Source organism: Streptomyces buecherae, assembly GCF_014295035.1.
Taxonomy (GTDB): domain Bacteria; phylum Actinomycetota; class Actinomycetes; order Streptomycetales; family Streptomycetaceae; genus Streptomyces; species Streptomyces youssoufiensis.
The window spans coordinates 482,350-507,566 of record NZ_CP060404.1; the positions used below are offsets into that span (position 1 = coordinate 482,350).

A 25,217-nucleotide genomic window follows, 5' to 3' on the forward strand; every position below is an offset into this window, starting at 1 on the left:
CCGGTTGGCTCACGGAAAGAAGCACTCTCCCGGTGCGCGAGCGTGTCGGGTCCTCCCCGCGTGCTCGTGTCGCGGGTGGTGGCGGTTGGGTGGCCTCACGGGCGGGGTGGGGCATGGGTCGAGACGTCAGCAGGGGGCGCTGACGGCCCCCTCGAACGGTCAACCCAGCCACTCGGCGAGAAGCGCGTAGTCGTCATCGGTGAGGCCAGTGCGGGCATCAACCCGGTGGACCACAGCGCGTCCCGCATGATGGGAGGCGATCCAGGCGCGATCCGTCTCCGTGACCTCGTCATCGACCCATACGAACGGCCGCCCCGCCGCCCAGTCGACAAGGGCACGGGTCTTCCAGTGCAACCCGTCGCGTTCGTCCTGATCATCGAGGTCGGACGGCTCTGGCCAGACCACCACGGCAAGCCGCTGAAGACCGAGCAGCGGAGCGATGCACTCGTTTGCCTCATCCATCCACGTGGTGGCCCAGACCACCTCACAGGGGAGGGCAGCCAGCCTGGCCCCGTGCTGGGGATCGATCCTGGTCAGTAGTGGGTTCGCACCGTCCCCCCGCAGAGCGGGACCCAGCTCATAGGTCGGGTACTGCTGCGGCTCCGCCCCGAACGGAATCAGCGGTCCGTCGACGTCGAGGAACAGCAGCGGAAGCCGCGCAGAGCCAGTCACAGCAGCAGAGGATAGCGGGGCGCCCACTGTTGGCCGCTTCACGAGAGGGCTGTTGAGCAGCCCCGCTGCTTGTCGGCACCGGCGATGTGATTGACCGCTCCTTGCTGACGGTCCTGCTGTGTCGCAGGTTCTGGGGGCGGAAAGTGCCGGAGCTTCGGGTTCTTCGCTCCGGATCAGTCCGGCCAGCATGGCGAGGGAAGGGCTCTCGGTCTCGGCGTTCAGCGCGTTCAGCCCCGCCTGTCACCGGCAATGACCCCGTCGAGCAGGCGGCCAGAACCTGGCCGCCGTCCGCTTCGGCACGGCCGCCTGATCTCAGTTGGGTGCCGTATCGGCGAGTGCGGGCTCCGCGGCAGGCGCCTCGACGTCGCGGGGTGTCTGGGTGCGGTAGGAGTGGCCGAGTTCCGGACCGAGCCCGAAGTAGTGGCGGAAGCTGTAAATGAGCGGGCTCCAGGCGGCGGGGTCGATGTGGTCGGTGCCCGGAACGACGATGCGGGAGTCGGCGTGCACCCTGCACACGACGGCCTCGACAATGACGAAGTCCCCGGAGGCATCCGGCTGCACCCGCTTGGCGCGGGCCTCCAGTTGGATCGGGCATCCGGCGACGCGAGGCGGCCGAACCAGATGGGACGGCTCGCTGGTCATGCCGGCCGCGGCGAACTTGTCCGGCTCGAAGCGGCAGCCCCTGGGCTTGGTCGCGGGCACCGGGTTCCGGCCGGTCAGCGGCGCCAGCCGCTCCACCGCCGGCCACTGGGCGGGGGCCGGCAGGTTGATGACCAGGTCGGGGCGGCTACCGAGGTTGTACGCGGTCTGCCCCTCACTGCCCAGTCCGATCACCACCGTCCGCCCGAGGGCCCAGGCGGAGGATATGGGGGCGAGGTTGAACGAGCCGTTCTCGTTCTCTGTCGACAGGAGCACCACTGGCGTCCCGAAGTACAGGATGCTCGGCTCGATCTCCAGGTGGGTGGCGGCTGTCGGTGCGGGCAGGGTGCTGGGAGGTGCGGTGTTCATGGCGAGCAGCCTAGGTTTCGGTTGTTTCGGCCGGTGCCGAAGTGTCCCAGGTGACGATGGACCACGTGGACAGAGCCGGAGAGCCGGGTGCGATGCCAGGCGACCGCCAGGCTTGAGAGGCCCTCACCGGCTGCTGCGCGGTACCGGCCACAACCGACAGCGAACCCCGCCACAGGTGATGTCCACTGAGGCACACCCACGCACCGCGGGTGCCGTGCGTGCCATGCGTGCCATGCGCACCGTGGGCGCCGGGCGTGCCGTGCGTGCCCGTCGATCGGTGCGTCATGAGTTGTGCGGGAGCGTCGAGGGGCTGCCGCCGCTCGCGCCGCACCCCGAACGACGCGCTCCGGCGATCGAGAGCCGGCGCGTACGCCCGGACCACCCGCCTCGGGCGAGGTCGCGTCGGCGTGCGACGCTCCGGCGTACGCCCGAACGTCGCGCGGGCCCGAGGCCGGGTTCGGATATCGGAGCGCTCAGGCGTGCGCGGTGGAGGGGCGGCCGGCGCGAGCGGGGCCGGGAGCCGCGTCGCCGGGGGCGCGGGCCGGGCGGGTGCAGGGAGAACGCGTCCGCGTGGGCCGGAGAGCCGGCCGGCAGTTTTGGCCCGCAACCGAGCAAATCGTAGTGGCCTCTGCCAGCCGACAACGTTATCCTTTCGCTTTTCTCCTGGGCGGCGTCGAAAATGCGACAGCCCCTCTCGGGAGGGGGCTCATGGCAGTACCGCAGCGCACCACCCGGCGCAAGATGGCGAATGCGGCCAGCTCATCTCCTGTTGACGTGCGACTTTCGATCGGGATCGCTCTTGACCGAATAATCTCCGTCCCCCCAAGAGCACTGGTCAGCGGGGCGCGCATCGACCACCGCACATCCTTTCGAGGGCCGTCAGCAGTCAAATACTTACGAGTAACGACTAGCGGGAAACCATCCGCATCGTCCGCAACAGAGGTTTCGATGCCTACTGCCGAGTAAGGAAATGGGGCACGAAATCAACCCCCACGTCACCAGGCAGTGTTGCGATCTCGCGGCGAGGCGTGAAGACTGTCCGCCGGGCTTGGGTGGCGTGAAAGCGTCGGAACGCTCATCGTTGGCACCATCAGACACACCCGCGTTCAAACCCAAGCGTTTTCGTCGGTCTTTTTCGGGCACTCTTTGCCAGTGCGTTGTGCGCTCAGCGTTCGACGGATTGAGCACGTACCGATTGATCGACGGGAGAGGACACCGCAGACACGTTTCGCAGAAGGGGGCTTCTGGCGGGGTGTGTGCGGGGAGGAGGCGAGCCGCGGTGGCGTGACCACCGCGTGCCCGTGGTAAGGGCAGGCCGAAGGAGGGGGCTTCGTCGGCTTGCGCGGTCCATGATCAGGGGTTCGGAGGGGATGGTCCCAATGGCATGCGCCACGGGGCGGCAAGGGGTTCGACTCAGGGAAGAGGAAGGGGGCGTGGCATGGGAGACCGCGCCCCCACCCGAGGGGTGAGCGGCAGGCGGGTCCGTATGCCGCGACCGCCGGCGAACGGGTGTCGGCGGCGCCGGCCGCGCTGACCGCGCTTCCGCGACGCCGGCGCCGGGGCGGTGCGGCGGCTTCGTCGAGCATCACGGCGTGGCACCGGTGGCGAATCGCCGACACCGGCGCACTCCAGTGCCGCCGGCGTACTCCGGTACCGCGTGCCACGCGGGCGCGCGGCGCGAAAAGGGTTCGGTCTCCCGTTCCAGCCGCCTATTCGACACATCTTTTTGCCGGGCGAAGATTTCCGCCTGCCCGTATTCGCTTTTCCGTCGCGCCGCTCTTTCGCGTACCACGCGACGGATATGCGGGAACACCGCCGCGTTCGTGGGCGTGACCGCATCTGATCGGAACGGCCAGCCCTGCCGTTCCATTCCCCTGTCCACTCCCGAGGAATCAAGCAGAAGTCGGGCAGATATGTGAACGACCTGTGATAAAAGTCTGTGGTGGAGGATGGCGTTCACATCTTTCGAGGTCCATCGGCGTCGACGACTGGCGCATGCGTCCAACCGGCGAGGCATCAGCCTCTCCGGAAGTCCACACTGAAGGGGGATCGGTGACCGGCAGCAGGGCGAGTGAGGCGCCGTTCGTGTACGAGGAACTGGTCAGCCGGTGGGAGGGCCTGCGGGAGGGCGCACCGGTGCGCTACGACGAGCAGCGGAAAACGTGGTTGGTGACCGATCACGAAAACGTCGCCAAGGTGCTCTCCGACCCGAAGGCTTTCTCCTCCGACTTCTCCGGGCTGACCCCCACCCAGGAGGACTTCGAGGTTTTCCGTCAGGGCAACTTCGTGGGCATGGACCCGCCCCGCCACCGCACCCTGCGTGCCCTCGTCAGCCAGGGCTTCACGCCCCGCGTGGTGACCGACCTCGAACCGAGAATTCACGCGATCACCGAGGAACTGCTCGACGCCGTCGACGGCCAGGACCAGTTCGACGCCGTGGACGCCCTGGCCTATCCGCTGCCCATCATCGTCATCGCCGAGTTACTGGGCATACCCGTCAGCGACCGGCCGCTGTTCCAGGAGTGGGCGACCACGCTGTTCGGCGGGGACGACCTCGGCGACATGCTGGACATGGCCGACATCGAGCGGGCGCTGAAGGCCATCGCGCCCACCGTGCGCGAGATGAACGGTTACTTCCTGGACCACATTCGCCACCACCGCAAGAACCCCGGCGACGACCTGACCAGCAAGCTGATCGGGGCCGAGGCGGAGGGAACGCGGCTGAGCGACCAGGAGATCGTCGGTTTCGTGGCCCTGCTGCTGGTCGCCGGGCACATCACCACCACCGCCCTGCTGGGCAACGCCCTGCTCTGCTTCGACCGGCACCCCGACACGGTCGCGCCGCTGCGGGCCGACCCCGGCCTGCTGCCCAGGACCGCCGAGGAGGTGCTGCGCTTCCTGCCGCCGTTCCCCGAGTTGGGCCGCCGCACCACCCGGGAGGTCGAGCTGAGCGGCGCGGTCATCCCGGCCGACGCCCTCGTGACGGCCCACCTGGGCGCCGCCAACCGCGACCGGGCCCGGTTCGCCGACGCCGAGACCTTCGACCCGGCCCGCGACCCCAACCCCCACCTGACCTTCGGCCACGGCATCCACTTCTGTTTCGGTGCCCCGCTGGCCAGGCTGGAGGCCCGGATCGCCCTGCGGCTGCTGTTCGACCGGTTCTCCGACCTCGCCGTAGCCGACCGCGACGCCGTCGTGACGCAGAACCCGGCCGTCATCGTCGGCGCCCGCCACCTGCCGCTGCGCGTGCGGCGGGCCCCGCGTCGTACCGCCGGATAGGCGGGTCCGCGGTCGTCGACCGGGCCCGCCCGAGGAAGGCCGGCCACCCGGCGGTGGCCGGTCGGGAGTGGCGTGCGCGCCGCGCCCCACCGGGGCCGCTGCCGCGCCAGGCGGGCGCGCCGCTCCCCTGAGTATCGAGTACCAGGAGTTTCGTCCCATGTCCCACGTCCCCACCATCCCGAGCGCCAGCCGGCGACCGCGCCCGATATCCGGCCCCCTGACGCAGTTACTGACCCACCTCGCGCACGCCCATCGGGTGCCCGGGGCCCAACTCGCCGTCCACGTCGACTCGGTGACGCACACCGCGCACACCGGGCACGCGGACGCCGCGACAGGCGAGCCGTTCACCGCCGAGACGGCGGTCCCGATCGGCAGCGTCACCAAGACCTACACGGCCACGGCCCTGATGATCCTGGTCGCCGACGGGGACATCGACCTGGACGACCCGGTGGCCGACCACGTGGCGGAACTGCGGCACGCGCCGCGGTTCACCGTGCGCCAACTGCTCGGCCACACGGCCGGGCTGCCGACCGGCCCCGACTCGGACGAGGCGGCGGCGCTGAGCACGGCGCGCTACCTGTCCGCGCACTGCGCCGCCGCGGACGCGGTGGGCGCGCCCGGCTCCGGCTTCTCCTACTCCAACGCCGGCTACGTCGCCGCGGGACGGGTCGTCGAGGCGGTGACCGGGATGCCGTGGGAACAGGCCGTGCGGACGTTGGTCCTCGAACCCCTGGGGACGGTCCCCGCGTTCGTGGGCGACCGGTCACCGCGCCGGCCGGTCGCCGGCGGGCACTCCGTCCACGCGTCAACCGGCCGGGCGCTTCCCGTACGGCAGACGCTGGCGCCGGTGGAGGCCCCGGCGGGTGCCCTGCTGGCGAGCGCGCTGGACCTGCTCGCCCTGGGCCGCGCGGTCGCCGGGCACGGGCCCGCCTCGGTGCTGGCGCCCGAGGTCGCCGAGGAGATGCGCCGCCCCGTGGCGGGGGCCGACCCCGGCGTCCTGGCGGACGGCTGGGGCTCTGGCCTCGCGCTCTTCCGGGAGGGCACCACGCTGTGGTGCGGCCACGACGGCAACGCGCAGGGCACCTCCTGTCACGTGAGGGCCGAGCCGGAGCTGGGCGCGGTGGTGGCCCTCACCTGCAACGGCGGGAACGGCACCGAGCTGTGGCACGCGTTGGCCGACGGCCTGGCCGACATCACCGGGCTGCGGGTCCCCACCGCCGCCAGGGTCCCCGAGCGGGGCCGCGCCGTGCCTCTCCCCCAGTGCGCCGGGACGTACCGCAACGGCGCACTGGAGTACCGCGTCACGGCGGACGCCGAGGGCGCGCTCGCGCTGTCCGTGGGCGGCGACACCCCGGCGCCGCTGGTCTGCTACCCGGACCTCACCTGTGACCTGGTCGAGCCGGATTCCGGCCGGCACCTGCCCGGCGGTCGCTTCCTGCGCGATCCCGACAGCGGCGCCGTCGACCGGGTGCAGATCTCCGGTCGCACCGCGCGCCGCACCGCCGACGTCTGACGCCCGCTCCCCGCCGCGCTCGGGACGATCCCCGGACACCGTCCCGCCCCGAGCCGGCCCCTTCGCCGAGCCCCCCGCCGTCCGCGACGGCTGCCGCGGGGCGCGCCGGCGCCACGCCGTACCTTTCGTCCCCGCCGAGAAGGATCACCGCCATGACGCACCTGCACGACATGTCAGCACCCGCCGCCCCGTCGCCCTATCCCACGGTGACCCACCCGGCCCCACCGCCCGGCACCCCGCTGGCGGCGTTGTTCGCCGCGTGGGTGGAGCGCGCGCCGGACGCGCCCGCGGTGACGGACGGGCGGCGCGACTGGTCCTACGCCGAGATCGACGCGTGGTCCGACAACCTGGCCCACGACCTCGCCGGGCGCGGGGTGCGCCCGGAGCGCGTGGTGGCGCTGGTGTTGCCCCGTTGCGTCGAACTCGTCGTCGCGGAGCTGGCGGTGGCGAAGGCGGGGGGCGCGTTCCTGCCGGTCGACCCCGCCTATCCGGCCGAGCGGCGCGCGCTGATGCTGTCCGACGCGCGTCCGGTCGTGGTCATCGACGACCCGGCGCTGGTGCGGCCGGCCGAGAGGGGCGGACGGTCCCGGGGCGGCGTGCGGCCGTCCGCGCCGCCGGACCCCCGGCATCCCGCGTACGTCATCTTCACCTCGGGGTCCACCGGTGCGCCGAAGGGCGTCGTGGTGCCGCACGCCGGTCTCGCCGGGTTCGCGGCGGCGGCTGCCGCGCGGTACGAGGTGCGGCCGGGCGACCGGGTGTTGCAGTTCTCCTCCCCCAGCTTCGACGCCTCCGTACTGGAGCTGTGCTCCTCGCTCCTGGCGGGCGCGACCCTGGTGGTGCCGCCGGGCGGGCCGTGGCTGGGCGAGGAGTTAGCCGCCGTGCTGCGTGAGCACCGCGTGACCCACGCCCTGATACCGCCGGCCGCGCTCGCCACCCTGCCCGCCCCCGTCGGCGCGGAGGCCCTGCCCGACCTGCGGACCCTGATCGTGGGTGCCGAGGCGTGCCCGGCCGAGCTGGTGGACCGCTGGGCCGGCGGCCGCCGGATGATCAACTCCTACGGTCCCACCGAGGCCACCGTCGTGGCCTCCTGGACCGGCCCGCTGGTGCCCGGCGGCGGCGCTCCCTCGATCGGCCAGCCGTTGCCGTACGCCGAGGCGCACGTCCTGGACGCGGCCATGCGACCGGTGCCGCCCGGCACCGAGGGCGAGTTGTACGTGGGCGGCGCCGGGGTGGCGCGCGGCTACCTGGGGCGCCCCGGTCTGACCGCGGCGCGCTTCGTCGCCGACCCCTACGGGCCTCCTGGCGCGCGCCTGTACCGCACCGGCGACCTGGCCCGCTGGAACGCCGACGGCGAGCTGGAGTTCGCCGGGCGGACGGACCGCCAGGTCAAGCTGCGCGGGTTCCGCGTCGAGCCGGGCGAGATCGAGGCGGTGTTGGCCCGGCACCCCCGGGTCGGCGCAGCGGTGGTCACCGTGCGCGAGGACGAGCCGGGGCTGCGGCGCCTGGTCGGCTACGTCACCCCGGGCGACCCGGGCCGCCGGCCGTCGGCCGCGGAGGTGCGCACGGCGGCGGCCCGCAGCCTGCCCGCGCACATGGTGCCGTCGGCCGTCGTCGTCCTCGACGCCTTCCCGCTGACGGCCCACCACAAGATCGACACCGGGGCGCTGCCCGCGCCCGGCCCGTCCCAGGGCACCGGCGCGGACGGCGTTTCGCCCCGGACCGACGCCGAACGGGCCCTGGCGGACATCTGGTCCGAGGTGCTGCGGGTGCGCGAGGTGGGTGTCGCGGACGACTTCTTCGACCTCGGCGGTGACTCGGTGCTCGCCGCCCGCGTCCTGTCCCGGGTACGGGAGACCTTCGGCACCGCGACGACCATGCGGGAGTTGTTCGGGGCCCGGACGATCGCCGCGCTGGCGCCCCGGCTGGACCGGCCGGCCGATGAGGGGACGCCGGCCCCGATCACGCCGGCCCGCCGCGACCGGGAACTGCCGCTGTCCGGGGCGCAGCGGCGGCTGTGGTTCCTGAACGACCTGACGGCCGGCGGCACCGAGTACAACACCGGTGTCGCCGTGCGCCTGACCGGCCCGCTGGACACCGAGGCGCTGGGCCGGGCGCTGGACCGGCTCGCCGCCCGGCACGACGCGCTGCGCACCACGTTCGCCCTGGTGGACGGGCGGGCCGTGCAACGGGTGGACGGGCCGGCGACGCTGCCGTTGCGTACCACCGACCTCGGCGGACTTCCGGCCGGGCGTCGCGAGGCGGAGGCCGAGCGGCTGCTGGCCGAGGAGTTGAGCCGCCCGTACGACCTGGTGAACGGGCCGCTGACCCGCGCGCTGCTGGTGCGGCTTGACGCGGAGGCGCGGGTGCTGCTGCTCGCCCAGCACCACATCGTCACCGACGGCTGGTCGGTGGGGGTGCTGGTGCGGGAGTTGGCCGCGCTGTACGCGGCAGAGGCGGCCGGCGCCGACGCCGGGCTGCCCGAACCATCCCTCCAGTACCCGGACTTCGCGGTGTGGGAGCGGGAGCACGCCGATGCAGACGAGCACGCCGGCGCCCTCGCGTACTGGCGGGCCCACCTGGCCGGCTCGCAGCCGCTCGACCTGCCGACGGACCGGCCGCGCCCCGCGGTGCGCACCACGGCCGGCGCGGCGCACCGCCACGTGCTGCCCGCGGAGTTGGCGGACCGGCTGACCGGGCTGGCCCGCGCCCGGGGCGCGACCGTGTTCACGGTCTTCGCCGGCGCGGCCTCGGTGCTGTTCTCCCGCTGGAGCGGACAGCGCGACATCGCGATCGGCACCGTCACCAGCGGGCGCACCCGGCGCGAGCTGGAGGAGATGGCGGGCTTCTTCGTCAACACGCTGGTGCTGCGCACGGACGTGGACGGCTCGGCCTCCGTCAACCAGTACCTGGACACGGTCCGCGCGACGCTGCTGGACGCCTTCGGGCACGACGCGGTGCCGTTCGACCGCGTCGTGGAGGAACTGGCGCCGCGACGGGACGCCAGCCGTACCCCGCTGGTGCAGGCCCTGGTGGTGCAGCAGACGGCCCTGGACCACCCGCCGCTGGCCGCGGGGGTGCGGATCGAGGGATACCCGCTGCCGCGCCCGGCGGCGCGGTTCGACCTGGTGCTGGAGTTCACGCCGCGTCCCGACGGCTCCGTCGAGCTGACGGTGGAGTACAACACCGACCTGTTCGACGCGCGGACCGTGGAGCGGCTGGGCCGCCAACTGCACCTGCTGCTGGACCGTATGGCCGAGGACCCGCGCCGCAGGCTGGCCGAGTTGCCACTGCTGAGCGAGCGCGAGCGGCGCACGATGCTCGACGACTGGAACACCCCGCACCGCGGCGGCCCGGATGCCACGCTGCCCGCGCTGCTTGAGGCCCAGGTCCGGCGGACCCCGGAGCGGGTCGCCGTCGTGTGTGGCACGGCCCGGCTGACCTACGCGGAGGTCGACGAGCGGGCCAACCGCCTCGCCCGGCTGCTGGTCGAGCGGGGCGTGGGGCCGGAGACGCTGGTGGGCCTGGCCCTGCCACGCTCGGCCGAGCTGGTGCCCGCGGTGTGGGCGGTGTTGAAGGCCGGCGCGGGCTATCTGCCGGTGGACCCGGGCTACCCGGGTGAGCGCGTCCGCTTCATGCTCGCCGACGCCCGGCCGGCCCTGGTGGTGGCCGTCCGGGAGACCGTCGGCTGCCTACCGGAGGGCACGGAGTGCCTGGTTCTCGACGAGCCGGCGGTCGAGGCGGAGCTGGCCGGGCGGTCCCCGTCGGGCCTCACCGACGCCGAGCGCGTACGCCCGCTGGACTCGCTGCACCCCGCGTACGCCATCTACACCTCCGGCTCGACCGGGCGCCCGAAGGGCGTGCTGGTGGCCCACCGCGGCGTGGTGGACCTCGCGGCCTGGGCCAGGGACCGGTTCGGTGTCCAGGGGTTGACCGACGTGGTGGCCTCCACCTCGCTCAACTTCGACGTGTCCGTCTTCGAACTGCTCTGCCCGCTGCTGTGCGGCGGGAGCGTCGTGCTGGTGGCCGACCTCACCGCGCTCGCCGAGGGCGCGGTGCCGGAGCGCGCCGGGCTGCTCAGCGGCGTGCCGTCGGCGCTGGCGCGGGCGTTGGACCGGGGCGCTGGGGTCGACGCCGGCACGGTGGTGCTCGCGGGCGAGGCGCTGCCGGCCCGGACGGTCCGGCAGATCCGGGAGGCCATGCCGGCGGCCCGGATCGCCAACATCTACGGGCCGACGGAGGCGACGGTGTACGCCACCGCGTGGTTCGCCGGCGACGAGCCGCCCCGGCAGGCCCCTCCGATCGGCCGGCCCGTCGCCCGGACGCGGGTGTACGTCCTGGACGGCGGCATGCGACCGCAACCGGTCGGCGTGGCGGGCGAGTTGTACATCGGCGGGGGCGGGGTCGCGCGCGGTTACCTGAACCGTCCCGGGCTGACCTCGGCCCGGTTCGTCCCCGACCCGTTCGCCGCTCCCGGTGACCGCATGTACCGCACCGGGGACCTGGCGCGGTGGACGGCCGACGGCGAGCTGGAGTACCTGGGCCGGACCGACCGGCAGGTGAAGGTGCGGGGGTTCCGCGTCGAGCTGGGCGAGGTCGAGGAGGCGCTACGGGGCTGCGCCGGAGTGGCCCGGGCAGCCGCCACCACCCAGGAGGGCGACGGCCACAAGCGGCTGGTCGGCTACGTGGTGCCCGAGCCGGGTGCGGAGCCGGTGCCCGGCGCCGTCCTGCGCGAGCTGGAGCGCGCCATGCCGCACTACATGGTGCCGCAGGCCGTCGTCGTCCTGCCGGAGCTGCCGCTGAACCCCAACGGCAAGCTCGACCGCGACCGGTTGCCCGCGCCGGACTGGACGTCGGCGGCCGGGGCGGACTACGAGGCCCCGCGCACCGCCACCGAGAAGGCGCTGGCCGCCGTGTGGGCGAACGTCCTGCGCGTGGAGCGGGTGGGCCTGAACGACAACTTCTTCCTGCTGGGCGGCGACTCGATCCTCAGCATCCACGTGGTGGCCCAGGCCCGGCAGGCCGGGCTGACCGTCACCTCGCGCGACATCTACCAGCACCAGACGGTGGGCGCCCTGGCGCGCCGCGCGGACGCGGCGGAGCCGCCCGCCGCCCGCGCGCGGTCGGTGGCCGACGCCGTCGGCGAGGCGCCGCTGACGCCCATCCAGCACTGGCTGTTCGAGGCGGGCGGGGCGTGGGCCGGCCGGTTCGCGCAGACGCTGTCCATGGAGCTGGGCGACCCGGTGGACGCCGACGCGCTCCAGGCCGCCCTGGGCGACGTGTGCGCCCACCACGACGCGCTGCGCTCCCGGTTCACCCGCGACGACGACGGCGCCTGGCACCAGCACATCGGCCGGGACGCGCCCCCGGTCGTGCTGGGGCGGCACGCCGGGCCCGACGACGACGCCCCCCACCTGGGCCCGTTCGACCTCACCCGGGGGCCGTTGCTGCGGGCCGTGCTGCACGACCGGGGCCGGGACCGCCCGGCCGTGCTGCACCTGAGCGTGCACCACCTGGTGGTCGACGGGGTCTCCTGGAGCGTGCTGCTCGAGGACCTGGACCGGGCCTACCGCGCGCGGCGCGCCGGCACCCGCCCCGCGCTGCCGGCGAAGTCCTCCTCGGTACGGCACTGGGCGCTGCGGCTGACCGGCCACGCCTCGGCCGGGGGCTTCGACGACGAGCGGGCCTACTGGGCGGCGTCGGCGGACGGCGGCGATCCGGCGCTGCCCACCGACCTGGCCGGAACCGACACCTACGCGTCGGCCCGCTCCGTGACCGTACGGCTGGGCGCGCGGGAGACCGCCACGCTGCTGCACACCCTGCCCGCCGCGTACCGCACCCAGGTCAACGACGTGCTGCTGAGCGCGCTGGCCCGGGTGCTGGGCGAGTGGACCGGGCGCGACCGGGTGCCGGTGGACCTGGAGGGCCACGGGCGGGAGGAGCTGTTCGCCGACGCGGATCTCAGCCGCACGGTGGGCTGGTTCACCACCCGCTACCCGGTGGCGCTGAGCGCGCCGGCGGACGCGGACTGGGGCACCGTCGTGAAGTCGGTGAAGGAGCAGTTGCGCGCCGTGCCCGGGCGCGGTGTCGGCCACGGCGTGCACCGCTACCTGACCCGGGCGCCGGAGCTGCCCACCGGTCCCGCCGCCGGCATCAGCTTCAACTACCTGGGCCGGTTGGCGCTGCCCAGCGGCGAGGACGGCCTGTTCCGCGGCCCGTACCGGGAGCTGGCGCTGGACGCCGACCCGGCGGCGCCGCGACCGCACGCCCTGGAGGTCGTCGGCCGGCTGGACGGGGACGCGCTGGAGTTCACCTGGTTCTACTCGGCCGAGCTGCACCGCGAGGAGACCGTGGCGCGGCTGGCCGACGCCTACGCCGAGGCGCTGCGCGGCATCGCCGAGCACGGCGAGCGGCCCGGCGCCGGGGGCCGCACCCCGTCCGACTTCCCGCTGGCGGGGCTGGACCAACCGGCGGTGGACCGGGTAGTGGGTGACGGCGCGGGCGTGGAGGACGTCCACCCGCTCACCCCCACCCAGGCCGGGATGCTCTTCCACCGGCTGTCGCAGGACGCGGGGGGCGCCTACTTCCAGCAGTTGACCTTCGTGCTGGACGGGGTGCCCGACCCGGACGTGCTGGCCGCCGCCTGGCAGCGGGTCGCTGACCGCACCCCGGTGCTGCGCTCGCGCGTGGTGTGGGAGGACGTGCCGGAGCCGCTGCTGGTGGTCGAGCGCCGGGCCGCGGTGCCGGTCGCCCGGCTCGACTGGAGCGAGCTGCCGGAGGACGAGCGCACCGAGCGGCTGCGGGCGTTGCTCGACGAGGACCGGCGGCGCGGGGTCGACCCGCGCACCGCGCCGCTGCTGCGGCTGACGCTGGTGCGGCTGTCGGGGACCGAGGTGCGGGTGGTGTGGTCCTTCCACCACCTGATCCTGGACGGCTGGAGCCTGTTCCAGGTGCTCTCCGACGTCTTCGCCTGCCACGCCGCGCTGCGCGACGGCGCCGAGCCGGCCGCCGCGGTGCCCGAGCGCCGACCCTTCCGGGACTACGTCGCCTGGCTGCGGCAACGCGACGCGGCGGAGGCCGAACGGCACTGGCGGGAGCGGTTGGCGGGGCTGACCGAGCCCACGGCGCTGCCGTACGACCGCGAGCCGAGAGAGGCGCACCGGGCCGAGTCCGGCGCGGCCGTACGGGTGGCGCTGACCGACGGGGCCACCCGCCGACTGGAGCGTCTGGCCAGGGACGCCGGGGTGACGGCGGGCACCGTGGTGCAGGCCGCCTGGGCGCTGCTGCTGGCCCGCCTCACGGGCCGCGACGAGGTCGTCTTCGGCACCACGGTCTCCGGGCGACCGCCGGAGCTGCCCGGCGTGGAGGCGATGAACGGCCTGTTCATCGCCACCCTGCCGACCCGGTTGGCCGTCCCCCGCGAGGGCACCCTGACGGACTGGCTGCGCCGGGTGCAGGAGGGGCAGAGCGAGGACCGGCGGTTCGACTTCCTCCCGCTGCCCCGGCTGCGCGCGCTGACCGGGCTCCCGGAGCGGGCCGCGCTGTTCGACAGCATCGTCGTGTTCGAGAACTACCCGGTGGACGACGCCCTGGCCGCCGCGCACGGGCTGCGGCTGAGCGGGCTTGAGGGCATCGAGACCACCAACTACCCGCTGAGCCTGGTGGCCTATCCCGGCGCCCGGCTCGCGCTACGCGTGGGCTACGACGCGCGGTTGTTCGACGCCGGCACCGCCGAGCGGATCGGCGAGTACCTGACCGTGCTCCTGGACGGCATGGCCGAGGGCGCGGACCGCCCGCCGGCCCGGCTGTCGCCGCTCGGCGCGGACCGCCGCCGCCAGGTCGTCGAGGAGTGGAACGACACCCGCGCCCCCGTGCCCGAGACCACGGTCACCGACCTGTTCGCGGCGCGGGCCCGGCGCACCCCGGACGCCGCCGCCCTCGACACCGGCGGCGCGGTGGTGACCTACCGCGAACTCGCCGAGCGCGCCGACGCGCTGGCGCGCCACCTGGTCACGCTCGGGGTGGGCCCGGAGCGGGCGGTCGGAGTGCTGATGGAGCGCTCCGCCGACGCGGTGGCCGCCCAGTTGGCGGTCGCCGGGGCGGGCGGCGCGTACGTGCCGCTGGACGGCCGGGCGCCGCGCGAGCGGCTGCGGCGGATGCTGGACGACGCCGCCGTGGCGCTGGTGCTCACCGACGCCGTCTGGCGGGAGACCGCCGAGGCGGTGGCCCCGGACGGGCGGGTGCTCGCGGTGGACGGCGAGGCGCCGCCGGGCGGGCCCGACGCGGTCCCGCTGCCCGTGGCGCACCCGGACAACGTGTTCTGCCTGATGTTCACCTCGGGCTCCACGGGCCGCCCCAAGGGGGTCGCGGTACGCCACCGGGACGTGGTGGCCCTCGCGTCGGACCGGGCCTTCGCCGGGCACGACCGGGTGCTGGTGCACTCCCCGCAGGCGTTCGACGCGGCCACGTACGAGCTGTGGGTGCCGCTGCTGCGCGGCGGCTGCGCCGTGCTGGCGCCACCCGGCGAGGTGGAGGCCGCGACGGTGCGCCGGGCGATATCCGAGCGGGGCGTGGGCTGCCTGTGGCTGACGGCGGGTCTCTTCCGGCTGCTGGCGCAGGAGGAGCCGGACTGCCTGCGGGGCGCGCGGGAGGTGTGGACCGGGGGTGACGTGGTGCCCTCCGGCGCGGTGCGCGCGGTGCTCGACGCGTGCCCCGGCATCACCGTGGTCGACGGCTACGGCCCGACCGAGACCACCACGTTCGCCACCCGGCGGATCTTCCGCGGCGGCGACCGGCTGCCCGCCGCGCTGCCCATCGGCCGGCCGCTGGACAACACGCGCGTGTACGTCCTGGACGAGGCCCTCGAGCCGCTGCCGCCCGGCGTCCCCGGCGAGTTGTACATCGCCGGCGCGGGGCTGGCCCGCGGCTACGCCGGCCGGGCCGGGGCGACGGCGCTGCGGTACGTGGCGGACCCGTTCGGGCCGCCCGGCAGCCGCATGTACCGCACCGGCGACCTGGTGCGCTGGAGCGGCGACGGCGAACTGCTCTTCGCGGGCCGCGCCGACGACCAGATCAAGGTCCGGGGATTCCGGGTCGAGCCCGCCGAGATCGAGGCGGTGCTGGCCCGGCACCCGGCGGTCGCCGAGGCGGTGGTCGTGGCGCGCGCCGAGACCGGACCGGCCCGGCTGGTGGGCTACCTGGTCGCCGCGCCGGGGGCCACGCCGCCGGACGCGACCGCGCTGCGCGCGCACCTGGCCGCCGAACTGCCCGACTACATGGTGCCCTCGGCCTTCGTGACGCTGGACGCGCTGCCCCTGACCGACAACGGCAAGGTGGACCGGCGGCGCCTGCCCGCGCCCGAGCCGGCGGCCGGCGCCGAGGGGACGTACCGCGCGCCGCGCACCGACGCGGAGCGGGTGCTGGCGGAGATCTGGGGCGCGCTGCTGGGCGTGGCACGGGTCGGGGTGGAGGACAACTTCTTCCACCTGGGCGGGGACTCGATCCTCAGCATCCAGGTCGTCTCCCGGGCCAGGCGGGCGGGGCTGTCCCTGACGCCCCGGGAGGTCTTCCGGCATCCCACGATCGCCGCCCTCGCCGCGGCCTCGGCCGAGGCCGCGCCGATCGCCGGCGCCGAACCGGTGAGCGGCGAGGTGCCGCTCACCCCGATCCAGCACTGGTTCCTCGATTCCGAGCCGCGCCACCCGGGCCACTTCGACCAGCGGATCGCCGTCGACCTGGCCGACGACGTCGAACCGCAGGCGCTGCGCCGGGCGTTGGGCGTGCTGTGGGACCACCACGACGCCCTGCGCTCCCGCTTCGAGCGGCGCGAGGACGGCACGTGGCGCCAGCACTGCCCGGCCCCCGGCGCGGCCGGCGCCGACCTGCTGCGGGAGCACGACGTGAGCGGGCTGTCCGACGCGGAGTACGCGGCGGCGGTGGCGGCGGCCACGGGTGGCGCGCGCGCCGTCTTCCCGCTGGAGATGGGGCCGTTGCTCGCGGCCGACCTGTTCACCGGCTCGGACGGCAGGCCGCCGCGGCTGGTGCTGGCCGTGCACCACCTGGTCGTGGACGGCGTCTCGTGGCGGGTGCTCCTGGAGGACCTGGTGAGCGCCTACGAGCGGGAGCGCACCGGCGACGGGGAGCCGCTCGCCCGCACCACCTCGGTACGGGAGTGGGCGCGGCTGCTCCGCTCCCACACCGCGGCCGGGGGGTTCGACGCCGAACTCGCCCACTGGGGCGAGGTGGCCCGGCACTGCGCGGCCCCGCTGCCCGTCGACGCGGCGGGCGGCAACACCATCGCCGACCTGGGCCAGGTGACCGTGCGCCTGGGCCGGGAGCTGACCGGCGACCTGCTGTACAAGGTGCCCGGCGTCTACCGCACGCGGATCGACGACGTGCTGCTCACCGCGCTCGGCCGGGTGTTGGCCGAGTGGACGGGGCGGCGCACGGTCGCGGTGGCCCTGGAGGGGCACGGCCGTGCGGACCACCTCTTCGACGGCGTGGACCTCTCCCGTACGGTCGGCTGGTTCACCAGCCTGTACCCCGTCGCCCTCGACGTGCCCGGCGGGGACTGGGGCGCGGCGCTGAAGGCGGTCAAGGAGGGGTTGCGGGCGGTGCCGGGCCACGGGCTCGGGTACGGCGCGCTGCGCCACCTGGCGGGGGCCGCGGGGCCGACCGCCGCTCCCCCGCCGCGGATCAGCTTCAACTACCTGGGGCGGTTCGACTGGCCGAGCGGCGACGGCCTGGTGCGGGCGGTGCGCAACGGACTCGACGGCTCGGAGTCGCCGGAGTCGGAGCGCCCGCACCTGCTGGACGTCGTCGCCCGGGTGGAGGACGGCAGGCTGGAGCTGACCTGGTACCACAGCAGGGCGGTGCACCGGGAGGAGACGGTGCGGGCGCTGACCGAGGGCATGGCGCGGGCGCTGGCGGAGATCGCCGCGCACTGCGCCCGGCCGGAGGCCGGCGGTCGTACCCCGTCCGACTTCCCGCTGGCCCGGCTGGACCAGCGGGCCGTCGACCGGGTCGTGGGCGACGGGCGCGCGGTACGGGACGTCCTGCCGCTGACGCCGATGCAGGCGGGCATGCTCTTCCACACCCTGATGGACCCCGGCTCGGACACCTACTTCAACCAGGTGCACCTCGTGCTGCGCGGGGTCACCGACCCCGGCGCGCTGGCCACGGCCTGGCAGCGGACGGCCGACGCCAACCCGATGCTGCGCACCCGCCTGGTGTGGGAGGAGACCGCCGAACCGCTGCAGGTCGTACACGAGCGGGCCACCGTGCCCATCACCGTCCACGACTGGTCGGGGCGCGAGGGCGAGGACGGCGAGGACGGCGAGCGGGCGTTGGAGGAACTGCTCGCCGCCGACCGGAAGAAGGGCCTGGACCTGGCCGTCGCCCCGCTGATGCGGCTGACCCTGGTCCGGCTGTCGGCCGACCGGGTGCGGCTGGTGTGGACCTTCCACCACATCCTGCTCGACGGCTGGAGCGCGGCCCAGGTCTTCGACGAGGTCTGCGAGCGGTACGCGGCGCTCACCTCGGGCCGCGCGCCCGAGGTGCCGTCCCGGGCGCCGTTCGGCGACTACCTGGGCTGGCTGGCCGGGCGGGACACCTCGGAGGCGGAGCGGCACTGGCGCACGGTGCTGTCCGGTTTCACCGCGCCGACGGAGCTGCCGCGCGACCGGCGACCGGCCGAGGCCCACCGCGCCTCCTCGTCGGGTTCGGTGCGCGTCCGGCTGAGCGCGGCGGACTCGGCGGCGCTGCGGGCGATGGCACGGCGGTACGGCCTGACGGTGAACACCGTGCTGCAGGGCGCCTGGGCGCTGCTCCTCGCCCGCTTCGGCGACAGTCCCGACGTGGTGTTCGGCACCACCGTCTCCGGGCGCCCGGCGGACCTGCCGGGTGTGGAGACCATGGTCGGCCTGTTCATCAACACGCTGCCCACCCGGGTCCGCGTGGCGGGCGACCGGGCCCTGCCGGAGTGGCTGCGCGCGTTGCAGGAGGCGCAGTCGGAGGCGCGGCGGCACGACTTCGTGTCGCTGGCGCAGATCCAGTCCTGGAGCGACGTGCCGGGCGGCACGCACCTGTTCGAGAGCCTGGTGGTGTTCGAGAACTACCCCTTCGACGGCGGCGCCCTGGCCCGGCACGGGCTGAGCCTGGAGGAGGAGCGGGACCTGGAGCCCACCAACTACCCGCTCAGCATGATCGTCGCCCCGGGCGAGCGGCTGACCATGGCCCTGGACTACGACCCGGCGGCCTTCGACGCCGCGACCGTGGAGCGGCTGGGCGGCTGCCTGCGGGTGCTGCTGACGGCGATGGCGGCCGGGCCGGAGCGCCGGCTGCGGGAGTTGCCGCTGCTGGACGACCGCGAACAGCGGCGCGTCGTCGAGGAGTGGGGAGGCGCGGTCGTCCCGGTGCCCGGGCGCGTGCTGCCCGAGGTGTTCGAGGAGCAGGTCGCCCGTACCCCGCACGCCCCGGCCGTCACGGCGGCCGACGGGCGGCTGAGCTACCGGGAGCTGAACGAGCGCGCCAACCGGCTGGCCCGGGTGCTGATCGCGGGGGGCGCGGGCCCCGAGCGCTTCGTGGCCCTGGCCCTGCCGCGCACGACCGACCTGGCCGTGGCGCTGCTCGCGGTGGCCAAGAGCGGCGCCGGCTACCTGCCGGTCGACCCCTCCTACCCGGCCGAGCGTGTCGCGTTCCTCTTCGACGACGTGCGCCCCACGCTCGTGCTGACCACGCCCGCGGCGGGTGAGCGGCTGCCCGAGGGGGGCGCCCGGCGGATCGAGTTCGGGCCGGCCCTGGACGAGCGCCTGGCGGCGCTGCCCGCCGGCGACGTCACCGACGCGGAGCGGGACGGCCCGCTGCTGCCCGCCCACCCGGCGTACGTCATCCACACCTCGGGCTCGACGGGCGTGCCCAAGGGCGTGGTGGCCACCCACGGTTCGGTGGTGGCGCTGGCCGACTGGGCGCGCGCCACCTTCGGCGCCGCCGGCCTGTCCCACGTCGTGGCCGCCACCTCGCTCAACTTCGACGTGTCCGTCTTCGAGATCTACGGCCCGCTGCTGTGCGGCGGCGGCATCGAGCTGGTGGACGACCTGCTGGCCCTGGCCGAAAGTGGCACCACGTGGAAGGCGAGCCTGCTCAGCGCGGTGCCCTCGGCGCTGGGCCAGTTGCTGGCCCAGAAGGCGGTGCGGGTCTCGGCGGAGACGGTGGTGCTGGCCGGCGAGGGGCTCGCGGCGCGCACCGTGGCCGAGGTCCGTGCGGCCATCCCCGGCTGCCGGGTCGCCAACATCTATGGCCCGACCGAGGCCACCGTCTACGCGACCGCGTACGACTGCGACCCGGCCGACCCGGACCGCACCCCGCCGATCGGCCGGCCGGTGACCGGCGCCCGGGCCCATGTGCTGGACCCGTGGCTGCGGCCGGTGCCCGTGGGGGCGCCGGGCGAGCTGTACCTGGCGGGGACCGGTGTGGCCCGCGGCTACCTGCGGCGGCCCGGCCTGACCGCGCGCCGCTTCCTGCCCGACCCGTTCGGCCCGGCGGGCGGGCGGATGTACCGCACCGGCGACCTGGTGCGCTGGGGCGCCGACGGTCAACTGGAGTACCTGGGACGCTCGGACGACCAGGTCAAGGTGCGGGGCTTCCGCGTCGAACTGGGCGAGGTGGAGGCCGCGCTGGCCCGGCACCCGGAGGTGGCCGAGGCCGCCGCGCGGGTGCTGGACGGCGGCGGACACAAGCGCCTGGTGGGGTACGTGGTGGGCCGCGACGGCACGCCTGTCGACCCCGCCGCGCTGCGCGCCTTCCTCGCCCGGGGGCTGCCCGACCACCTGGTGCCCGCCGCGATCGTGCCGCTGGAGCGGCTGCCGCTGGGCGCGACGGGCAAGCTCGACCGGCGCGCCCTGCCGGCGCCCGACTGGTCGGCGCCCGCGTCGGCGGACGGCCACGTCGCGCCGCGTACGGCCGCCGAGCGGGAGTTGGCCCGCATCTGGGCCGAGGTGCTGGGCGTGCGGCGCGTGGGCGTGCACGACAACTACTTCGCGCTGGGCGGGGACTCCATCCTCAGCATCCAGGTCGTCTCGGCGGCACGACGAGCCGGGATCGCGCTCACCCCGCGCCATCTGTTCTCGCACCAGACGGTGGCCACCCTCGCGGCGGCGGCCGACGCGGTGACGGCCGGGCCCGCGGGCGCCGAACAGGGCCCCGTGGTGGGCGAGGTGGCGCTGACGCCCATCCAGCACTGGCTGTTCGACGACGCCCCCGGTGACCCGGGCCGCTTCGCCCAGTCGCTGGCCTTCCGGTTGGCCGACGACACCGACGTGGAGGCGCTGCGCGCCGCGCTGGCCGCCGTGCTGGAACACCACGACGCGCTGCGCATGCGGTACGAGGACACCGGCGATGGCCCGCCGCGCCAGTACGGCACCGCGCCCGGCGCGGCCGTCGACCTGCGGGTCCGCGAGCTGCCGGGCGGGGCCCCGGAGGAGGTCGCGGCCGGGGTGCGCGCGCTCGCCGACGAGGCGTGCGCGGACTTCGACCTGGCGCGCGGGCCGCTGCTGCGGGCCGTGCTGTGCCGGCCGGGCGACCAGTCGCCGCCGATCCTGCTGCTGGCCGCCCACCACCTGGTGGTGGACGCGGTCTCGTGGCGGATCATCGCGGAGGACCTGGACAGCGCCTACCGTCGGCTGCGCGTCGGGCGGGAGGCCGACCTCGGGCCGAAGACCACCTCCTTCCGCGCCTGGGCCCGCAAGCTGGCCGACCACGCCGCCGCCGGCGGCTTCGACGACGAACTCCCCTACTGGGCCTCCGCCGGCGCCCCCGCCGACCTGCCCACCGACCGTGCCGGCCGGAACTCCGCGGACTCCGAGGAGACGGTCACCGTGCGGCTGGAGACGGAGGAGACCCGCCGGCTGCTGCAGGACGTGCCGGAGGTCTACCGCACCCGGGTGGCGGACGTGCTGCTGTGCGCCCTGGGCCGGGTGTTGGCCCGCTGGACCGGGCGGGCCCGGGTGCCGATCGCCCTGGAGGGCCACGGCCGGGAGGAGCTGTTCGACGACGTCGACCTCTCGCGCACCGTCGGCTGGTTCACCACCATGTTCCCCGTCGCCCTCGACCTGCCGCCGGACGCGGACCTGGGCACGGCGCTCAAGTCCGCCAAGGAGGGCCTGCGGTCGGTGCCCCGCAACGGCCTGGGGCACGGCGCGCTGCGCCATCTGCGGCGGGCTGCGGGCGCGTTCCCCGAGGAGCCGCGGATCTCCTTCAACTACCTCGGCCGGCGGGACTGGAGCGCCCGCGCGGACGGCGGCCTGCTGCACGCCCCGTACGGCGCGCTGGGCGGCGACATGGACCGGGGCGCCGACCGGCCGCACCTGATCGACGTCGTGGGGGCCGTGGCCGACAAGCAACTGGAGTTCACCTGGTCGTACTCGGCCAACCTGCACGAGCGCGCGACCGTGCGGCGGCTGGCCGAGGAGACGGCGGCCGAGCTGCGGGAGATCGTGCGGCACTGCGCGCGACCGGACGCCGGGGGCCGCACGCCCTCGGACTTCCCGCTGGCGCCGCTCGACCAGGCGACGGTGGACCGCCTGGTGGGCACCGGGCGGGACGTCGTCGACCTGTATCCGCTCACCCCCACCCAGGCGGGCCTGGTCTTCCACGGACTCGACCAGCCCGGCGAGGGCCTTTACGTGGAGCAGGCCACCTTCGTGCTGGACGGCGTGCCGGACAGCGCCGTGCTGGCCGCGGCCTGGCAGCACGTCGTAGACCACACTCCGATGCTGCGCGGCGCGGTCGTGTTGCGCGACGTGCCCACCCCGTTGCAGGTGGTGCACCGTCATGCCGACCTGCCGGTCACCGAGCTGGACTGGAGCGGTCTCGACGAGGCCGGGCGCGAGGCGGCGCTCGAGCGGCTGCTGGCCGAGGACCGGGAGCGCGGGCTCGCCCTGGACCGGCCGCCACTGCTGCGGCTGGCGCTCGCCCGGCTCTCGCCCACCGAGGTCCGCGTGGTGTGGACCTTCCACCACGTCCTGCTGGACGGGTGGAGCGTCTTCCACGTGCTGTCGGACGTGTTCGCCTGCCACGCGGCCCTGGCCCGCGGCGCCGACCCACGGCCGCCGGAGCGGCGCCCGTTCGCCGACTACGTCGCCTGGCTGGCCGCCCGTGACGGCGACCGGGCCGAGGAGCACTGGCGCCGTGCCCTGGCGGGGCTGGCCGCGCCGACCCCGCTGCCCTACGACCGCCGCCCCGCGCGGGGGGCGGCGACCAGGTCGGGCACCTGGCTGTCACAGCGGCTGGGCGAGCGGGAGAGCGCCGCGCTGCGGGACTTCGCGCGCGCCCACCACCTGACGCTGAACACCGTCGTGCAGGGCGTGTGGGCCCTGCTGCTGTCGCGCTGGAGCGGCGAGCGTGACGTGTGCTTCGGCACGACCGTCTCCGGACGGCCGTCCGACCTGCCCGGCGCGGAGGAGATCACCGGGCTGTTCATCAACACCCTGCCGGTGCGCTGCGTGGTCGACGGCGCCGCGTCCCCGGCCGGTTGGCTGGGCGCGTTGCAGGCCGCGCAAGCCGACGCTCGGGGCCACGACCACCTGCCGCTGTCCGACCTGCGCGCCCTGAGCGACCTGCCCCCGGGGGTGTCGCTGTTCGAGAGCCTGGTGGTGTTCGAGAACTACCCGATCAACGACGACGCCGCCACCACCCACGGGCTGCGGGTGCGGGACCTGCACGCCCTGGAGGCCACCAACTACCCGCTGACCGCGGTGGTCTCGCCCGGCGACCGGCTCAGCGTCGAACTCGGCTACGACCCGCGGTACTTCGAGGCGTCCACGGCACAGTCGCTGGCCGCCCAGTTCGCCCACGCCCTGGGCTCCCTCGCCACCGCCGGCGAGGGCAGCGCCGTCGACGCCGTCGCCACCCTGCCGCCGGCGGAGGCCGCGCGGCTGACCGGGCCGGTCGCGGCGCCGGCGGACGGCCGCCCGGTGCCCACCGTGGGCCTGGCGGCGCTGGTGGAGGCCGCCGTCGACCGGTGGCCGGACGCCACCGCGCTGACCGCGCCGGGCGTGCGGCTGTCCTTCGCGGAGCTGGAGGCGCGGGCCAACCGGCTCGCGCACCGGCTCATCGCGCGCGGCGCGGGCCCCGGCGACCTGGTGGCGCTGGCGCTGCCGCGCGGGGTCGACATGGTCACCGCCCAACTCGCGACCGCCAAGGCGGGCGCCGCGTACCTGCCGGTCGACCCGGACTATCCGGCCGAGCGGGTCGCGCTGATGCTGCGCGACGCCGCCCCGGTGGTCACGCTGGCGGAGGACGAGGCGCGCGAACTGCTCGCCGAGGGCGGCGGCGAGGCGCCCGGGCACCGGCCCACCGACGCCGACCGGCTCCGCCCGACGGCCCTGGACGACCCGGCGTACGTGCTCTACACCTCGGGCTCCACCGGCACTCCCAAGGGCGTGGTCGTCACCCACCGCGGGCTGGCGGAGTTCGCCGCGGCGGAGGCCGACCACTACCGGGTGCGGCCGGGCGACCGGGTGTTGGCCTTCGCCCGGCCCAGCTTCGACGCCTCGGTGCTGGAGCTGTGCATGGCGCTGCCCGCCGGGGCGGCTCTGGTGCTGCCCCCGCCGGGTCCGCTGCTCGGCGCGGAGCTGGCCGACGTGCTGCGCTCCGAGCGCGTCACCCACACCCTGCTGCCGCCCGCGGCGCTCGCCACCGTGCCGGCCGAGGCCGCGGGCACGCTCAGCGACCTGCGGACGCTCATCGTCGGCGCGGACGCCTGCGGCCCCGACCTCGTCGCCCGCTGGGCGCCCCACCACCGGATGATCAACTCGTACGGGCCGACCGAGGCCACGGTCGTGGCGACCTGGTCAGGCCCGCTCACGCCCACCGGGGCCGCGCCGCCCATCGGCCGGCCACGGCCGGGCAGCGGTGGGTACGTGCTCGACGCCCGGCTGCGCCCGGTCGCCGACAACGTGCCCGGCGAGCTGTGGGTTCACGGGCCGTCGCTGGCCCGCGGCTACCTGGGCAGGCCGGGCCTGACCGCCTCCCGGTTCACCGCCGACCCGTTCGGCCCGCCCGGCTCGCGGATGTACCGCACCGGCGACCTGGTGCGCCGGGACGCCTCGGGCGAGCTGCACTACCTGGGCCGCGCCGACCACCAGATCGCGCTGCGCGGCCACCGGATCGAGGCGGGCGAGGTGGAGGCCGCCCTGGCCGCCCATCCGTCGGTGCGGCAGGCCGTGGTGACCGTGCGGCGGGACGAGCCCGGCGAGCCGGTGCTGGTGGCGCATCTGCTCGCCGCTCCCGGGGCGCAGGTGCCGCCCGACGCGGAGCTGCGCGCGTTCGCCGCGCGCACGCTGCCCGGGCACATGGTGCCGACCGGCTTCGCGGTCCTGGAGCGCTTCCCGCTCACCGAGAACGGCAAGGTCGACCGCGCCGCCCTGCCCGCGCCCGGGGCGCGGTCGGCACCGGCCGCCGCGCGGGTGGTGCCCCGCACACCCACCGAAGAGGTCGTCGCGGACGTGTGGGCCGAGGTGCTGGACGCCTCCGTGGGCGCCACGGACGACTTCTTCGCCTTGGGCGGCGACTCGATGCGGGCGCTGGCCATCGCGGCGCGCGCCGGCGAGGCGTTCGCCCTGTCCCTCACCCCACGGGACGTGCTCACCACCCGCACGGTCGCCGCCCTGGCCGAGCTGGTGGAGGAGCGGGTGCTGCGGGAACTGGAAGACGCCGCGAGCGGCGACAGCGACCACGACGAACGATGAGG

Annotated in this window: 6 protein-coding genes; 3 read left to right on the top strand and 3 right to left on the bottom strand. The window is 75.2% G+C overall.

Going from position 1 to position 25,217, the window contains the following annotated elements:
* Positions 1-159: 159 nt before the first annotated feature.
* From H7H31_RS01715 to H7H31_RS01725, 3 genes are all read right to left on the bottom strand, one after another.
* Positions 160-672, bottom strand: a complete 513-nt coding sequence (locus H7H31_RS01715; protein WP_187065121.1) for an HAD domain-containing protein — start codon at positions 670-672, stop codon at positions 160-162.
* Positions 673-984: 312 nt separating this feature from the next.
* Positions 985-1,680 carry a flavin reductase family protein gene (locus H7H31_RS01720; protein ID WP_187065122.1) on the bottom strand — a complete coding sequence of 232 codons (696 nt, stop codon included), beginning with the start codon at positions 1,678-1,680 and terminating at the stop codon, positions 985-987.
* Between the two features lie 1,585 nt (positions 1,681-3,265).
* Positions 3,266-3,550 (bottom strand): hypothetical protein, encoded by a 285-nt coding sequence (locus H7H31_RS01725; protein ID WP_187117715.1) that lies wholly within the window; start codon positions 3,548-3,550, stop codon positions 3,266-3,268.
* A gap of 182 nt (positions 3,551-3,732) precedes the next feature.
* Between H7H31_RS01725 and H7H31_RS01730 the strand changes: the two genes are divergently transcribed.
* The 3 genes from H7H31_RS01730 (at position 3,733) to H7H31_RS01740 (ending at position 25,215) form a co-directional block, all read left to right on the top strand.
* Positions 3,733-4,959 (top strand): cytochrome P450, encoded by a 1,227-nt coding sequence (locus tag H7H31_RS01730; protein WP_232109639.1) that lies wholly within the window; start codon positions 3,733-3,735, stop codon positions 4,957-4,959.
* A gap of 157 nt (positions 4,960-5,116) precedes the next feature.
* Entirely contained in the window at positions 5,117-6,472 is a 1,356-nt protein-coding gene (locus tag H7H31_RS01735; RefSeq protein ID WP_187065124.1) for a serine hydrolase domain-containing protein, read from the top strand.
* Positions 6,473-6,624: 152 nt separating this feature from the next.
* Positions 6,625-25,215 carry a non-ribosomal peptide synthetase gene (locus H7H31_RS01740; RefSeq protein ID WP_187065125.1) on the top strand — a complete coding sequence of 6,197 codons (18,591 nt, stop codon included), beginning with the start codon at positions 6,625-6,627 and terminating at the stop codon, positions 25,213-25,215.
* Positions 25,216-25,217: the final 2 nt, after the last annotated feature.

Coding starts and splice junctions, on each gene's coding strand:
- H7H31_RS01720 (WP_187065122.1), bottom strand. CDS start 1,680: ATGAACACCGCACCTCCCAGCACCCTGCCCGCACCGACAGCCGCCACC.
- H7H31_RS01725 (WP_187117715.1), bottom strand. CDS start 3,550: ATGGAACGGCAGGGCTGGCCGTTCCGATCAGATGCGGTCACGCCCACG.
- H7H31_RS01740 (WP_187065125.1), top strand. CDS start 6,625: ATGACGCACCTGCACGACATGTCAGCACCCGCCGCCCCGTCGCCCTAT.
- H7H31_RS01735 (WP_187065124.1), top strand. CDS start 5,117: ATGTCCCACGTCCCCACCATCCCGAGCGCCAGCCGGCGACCGCGCCCG.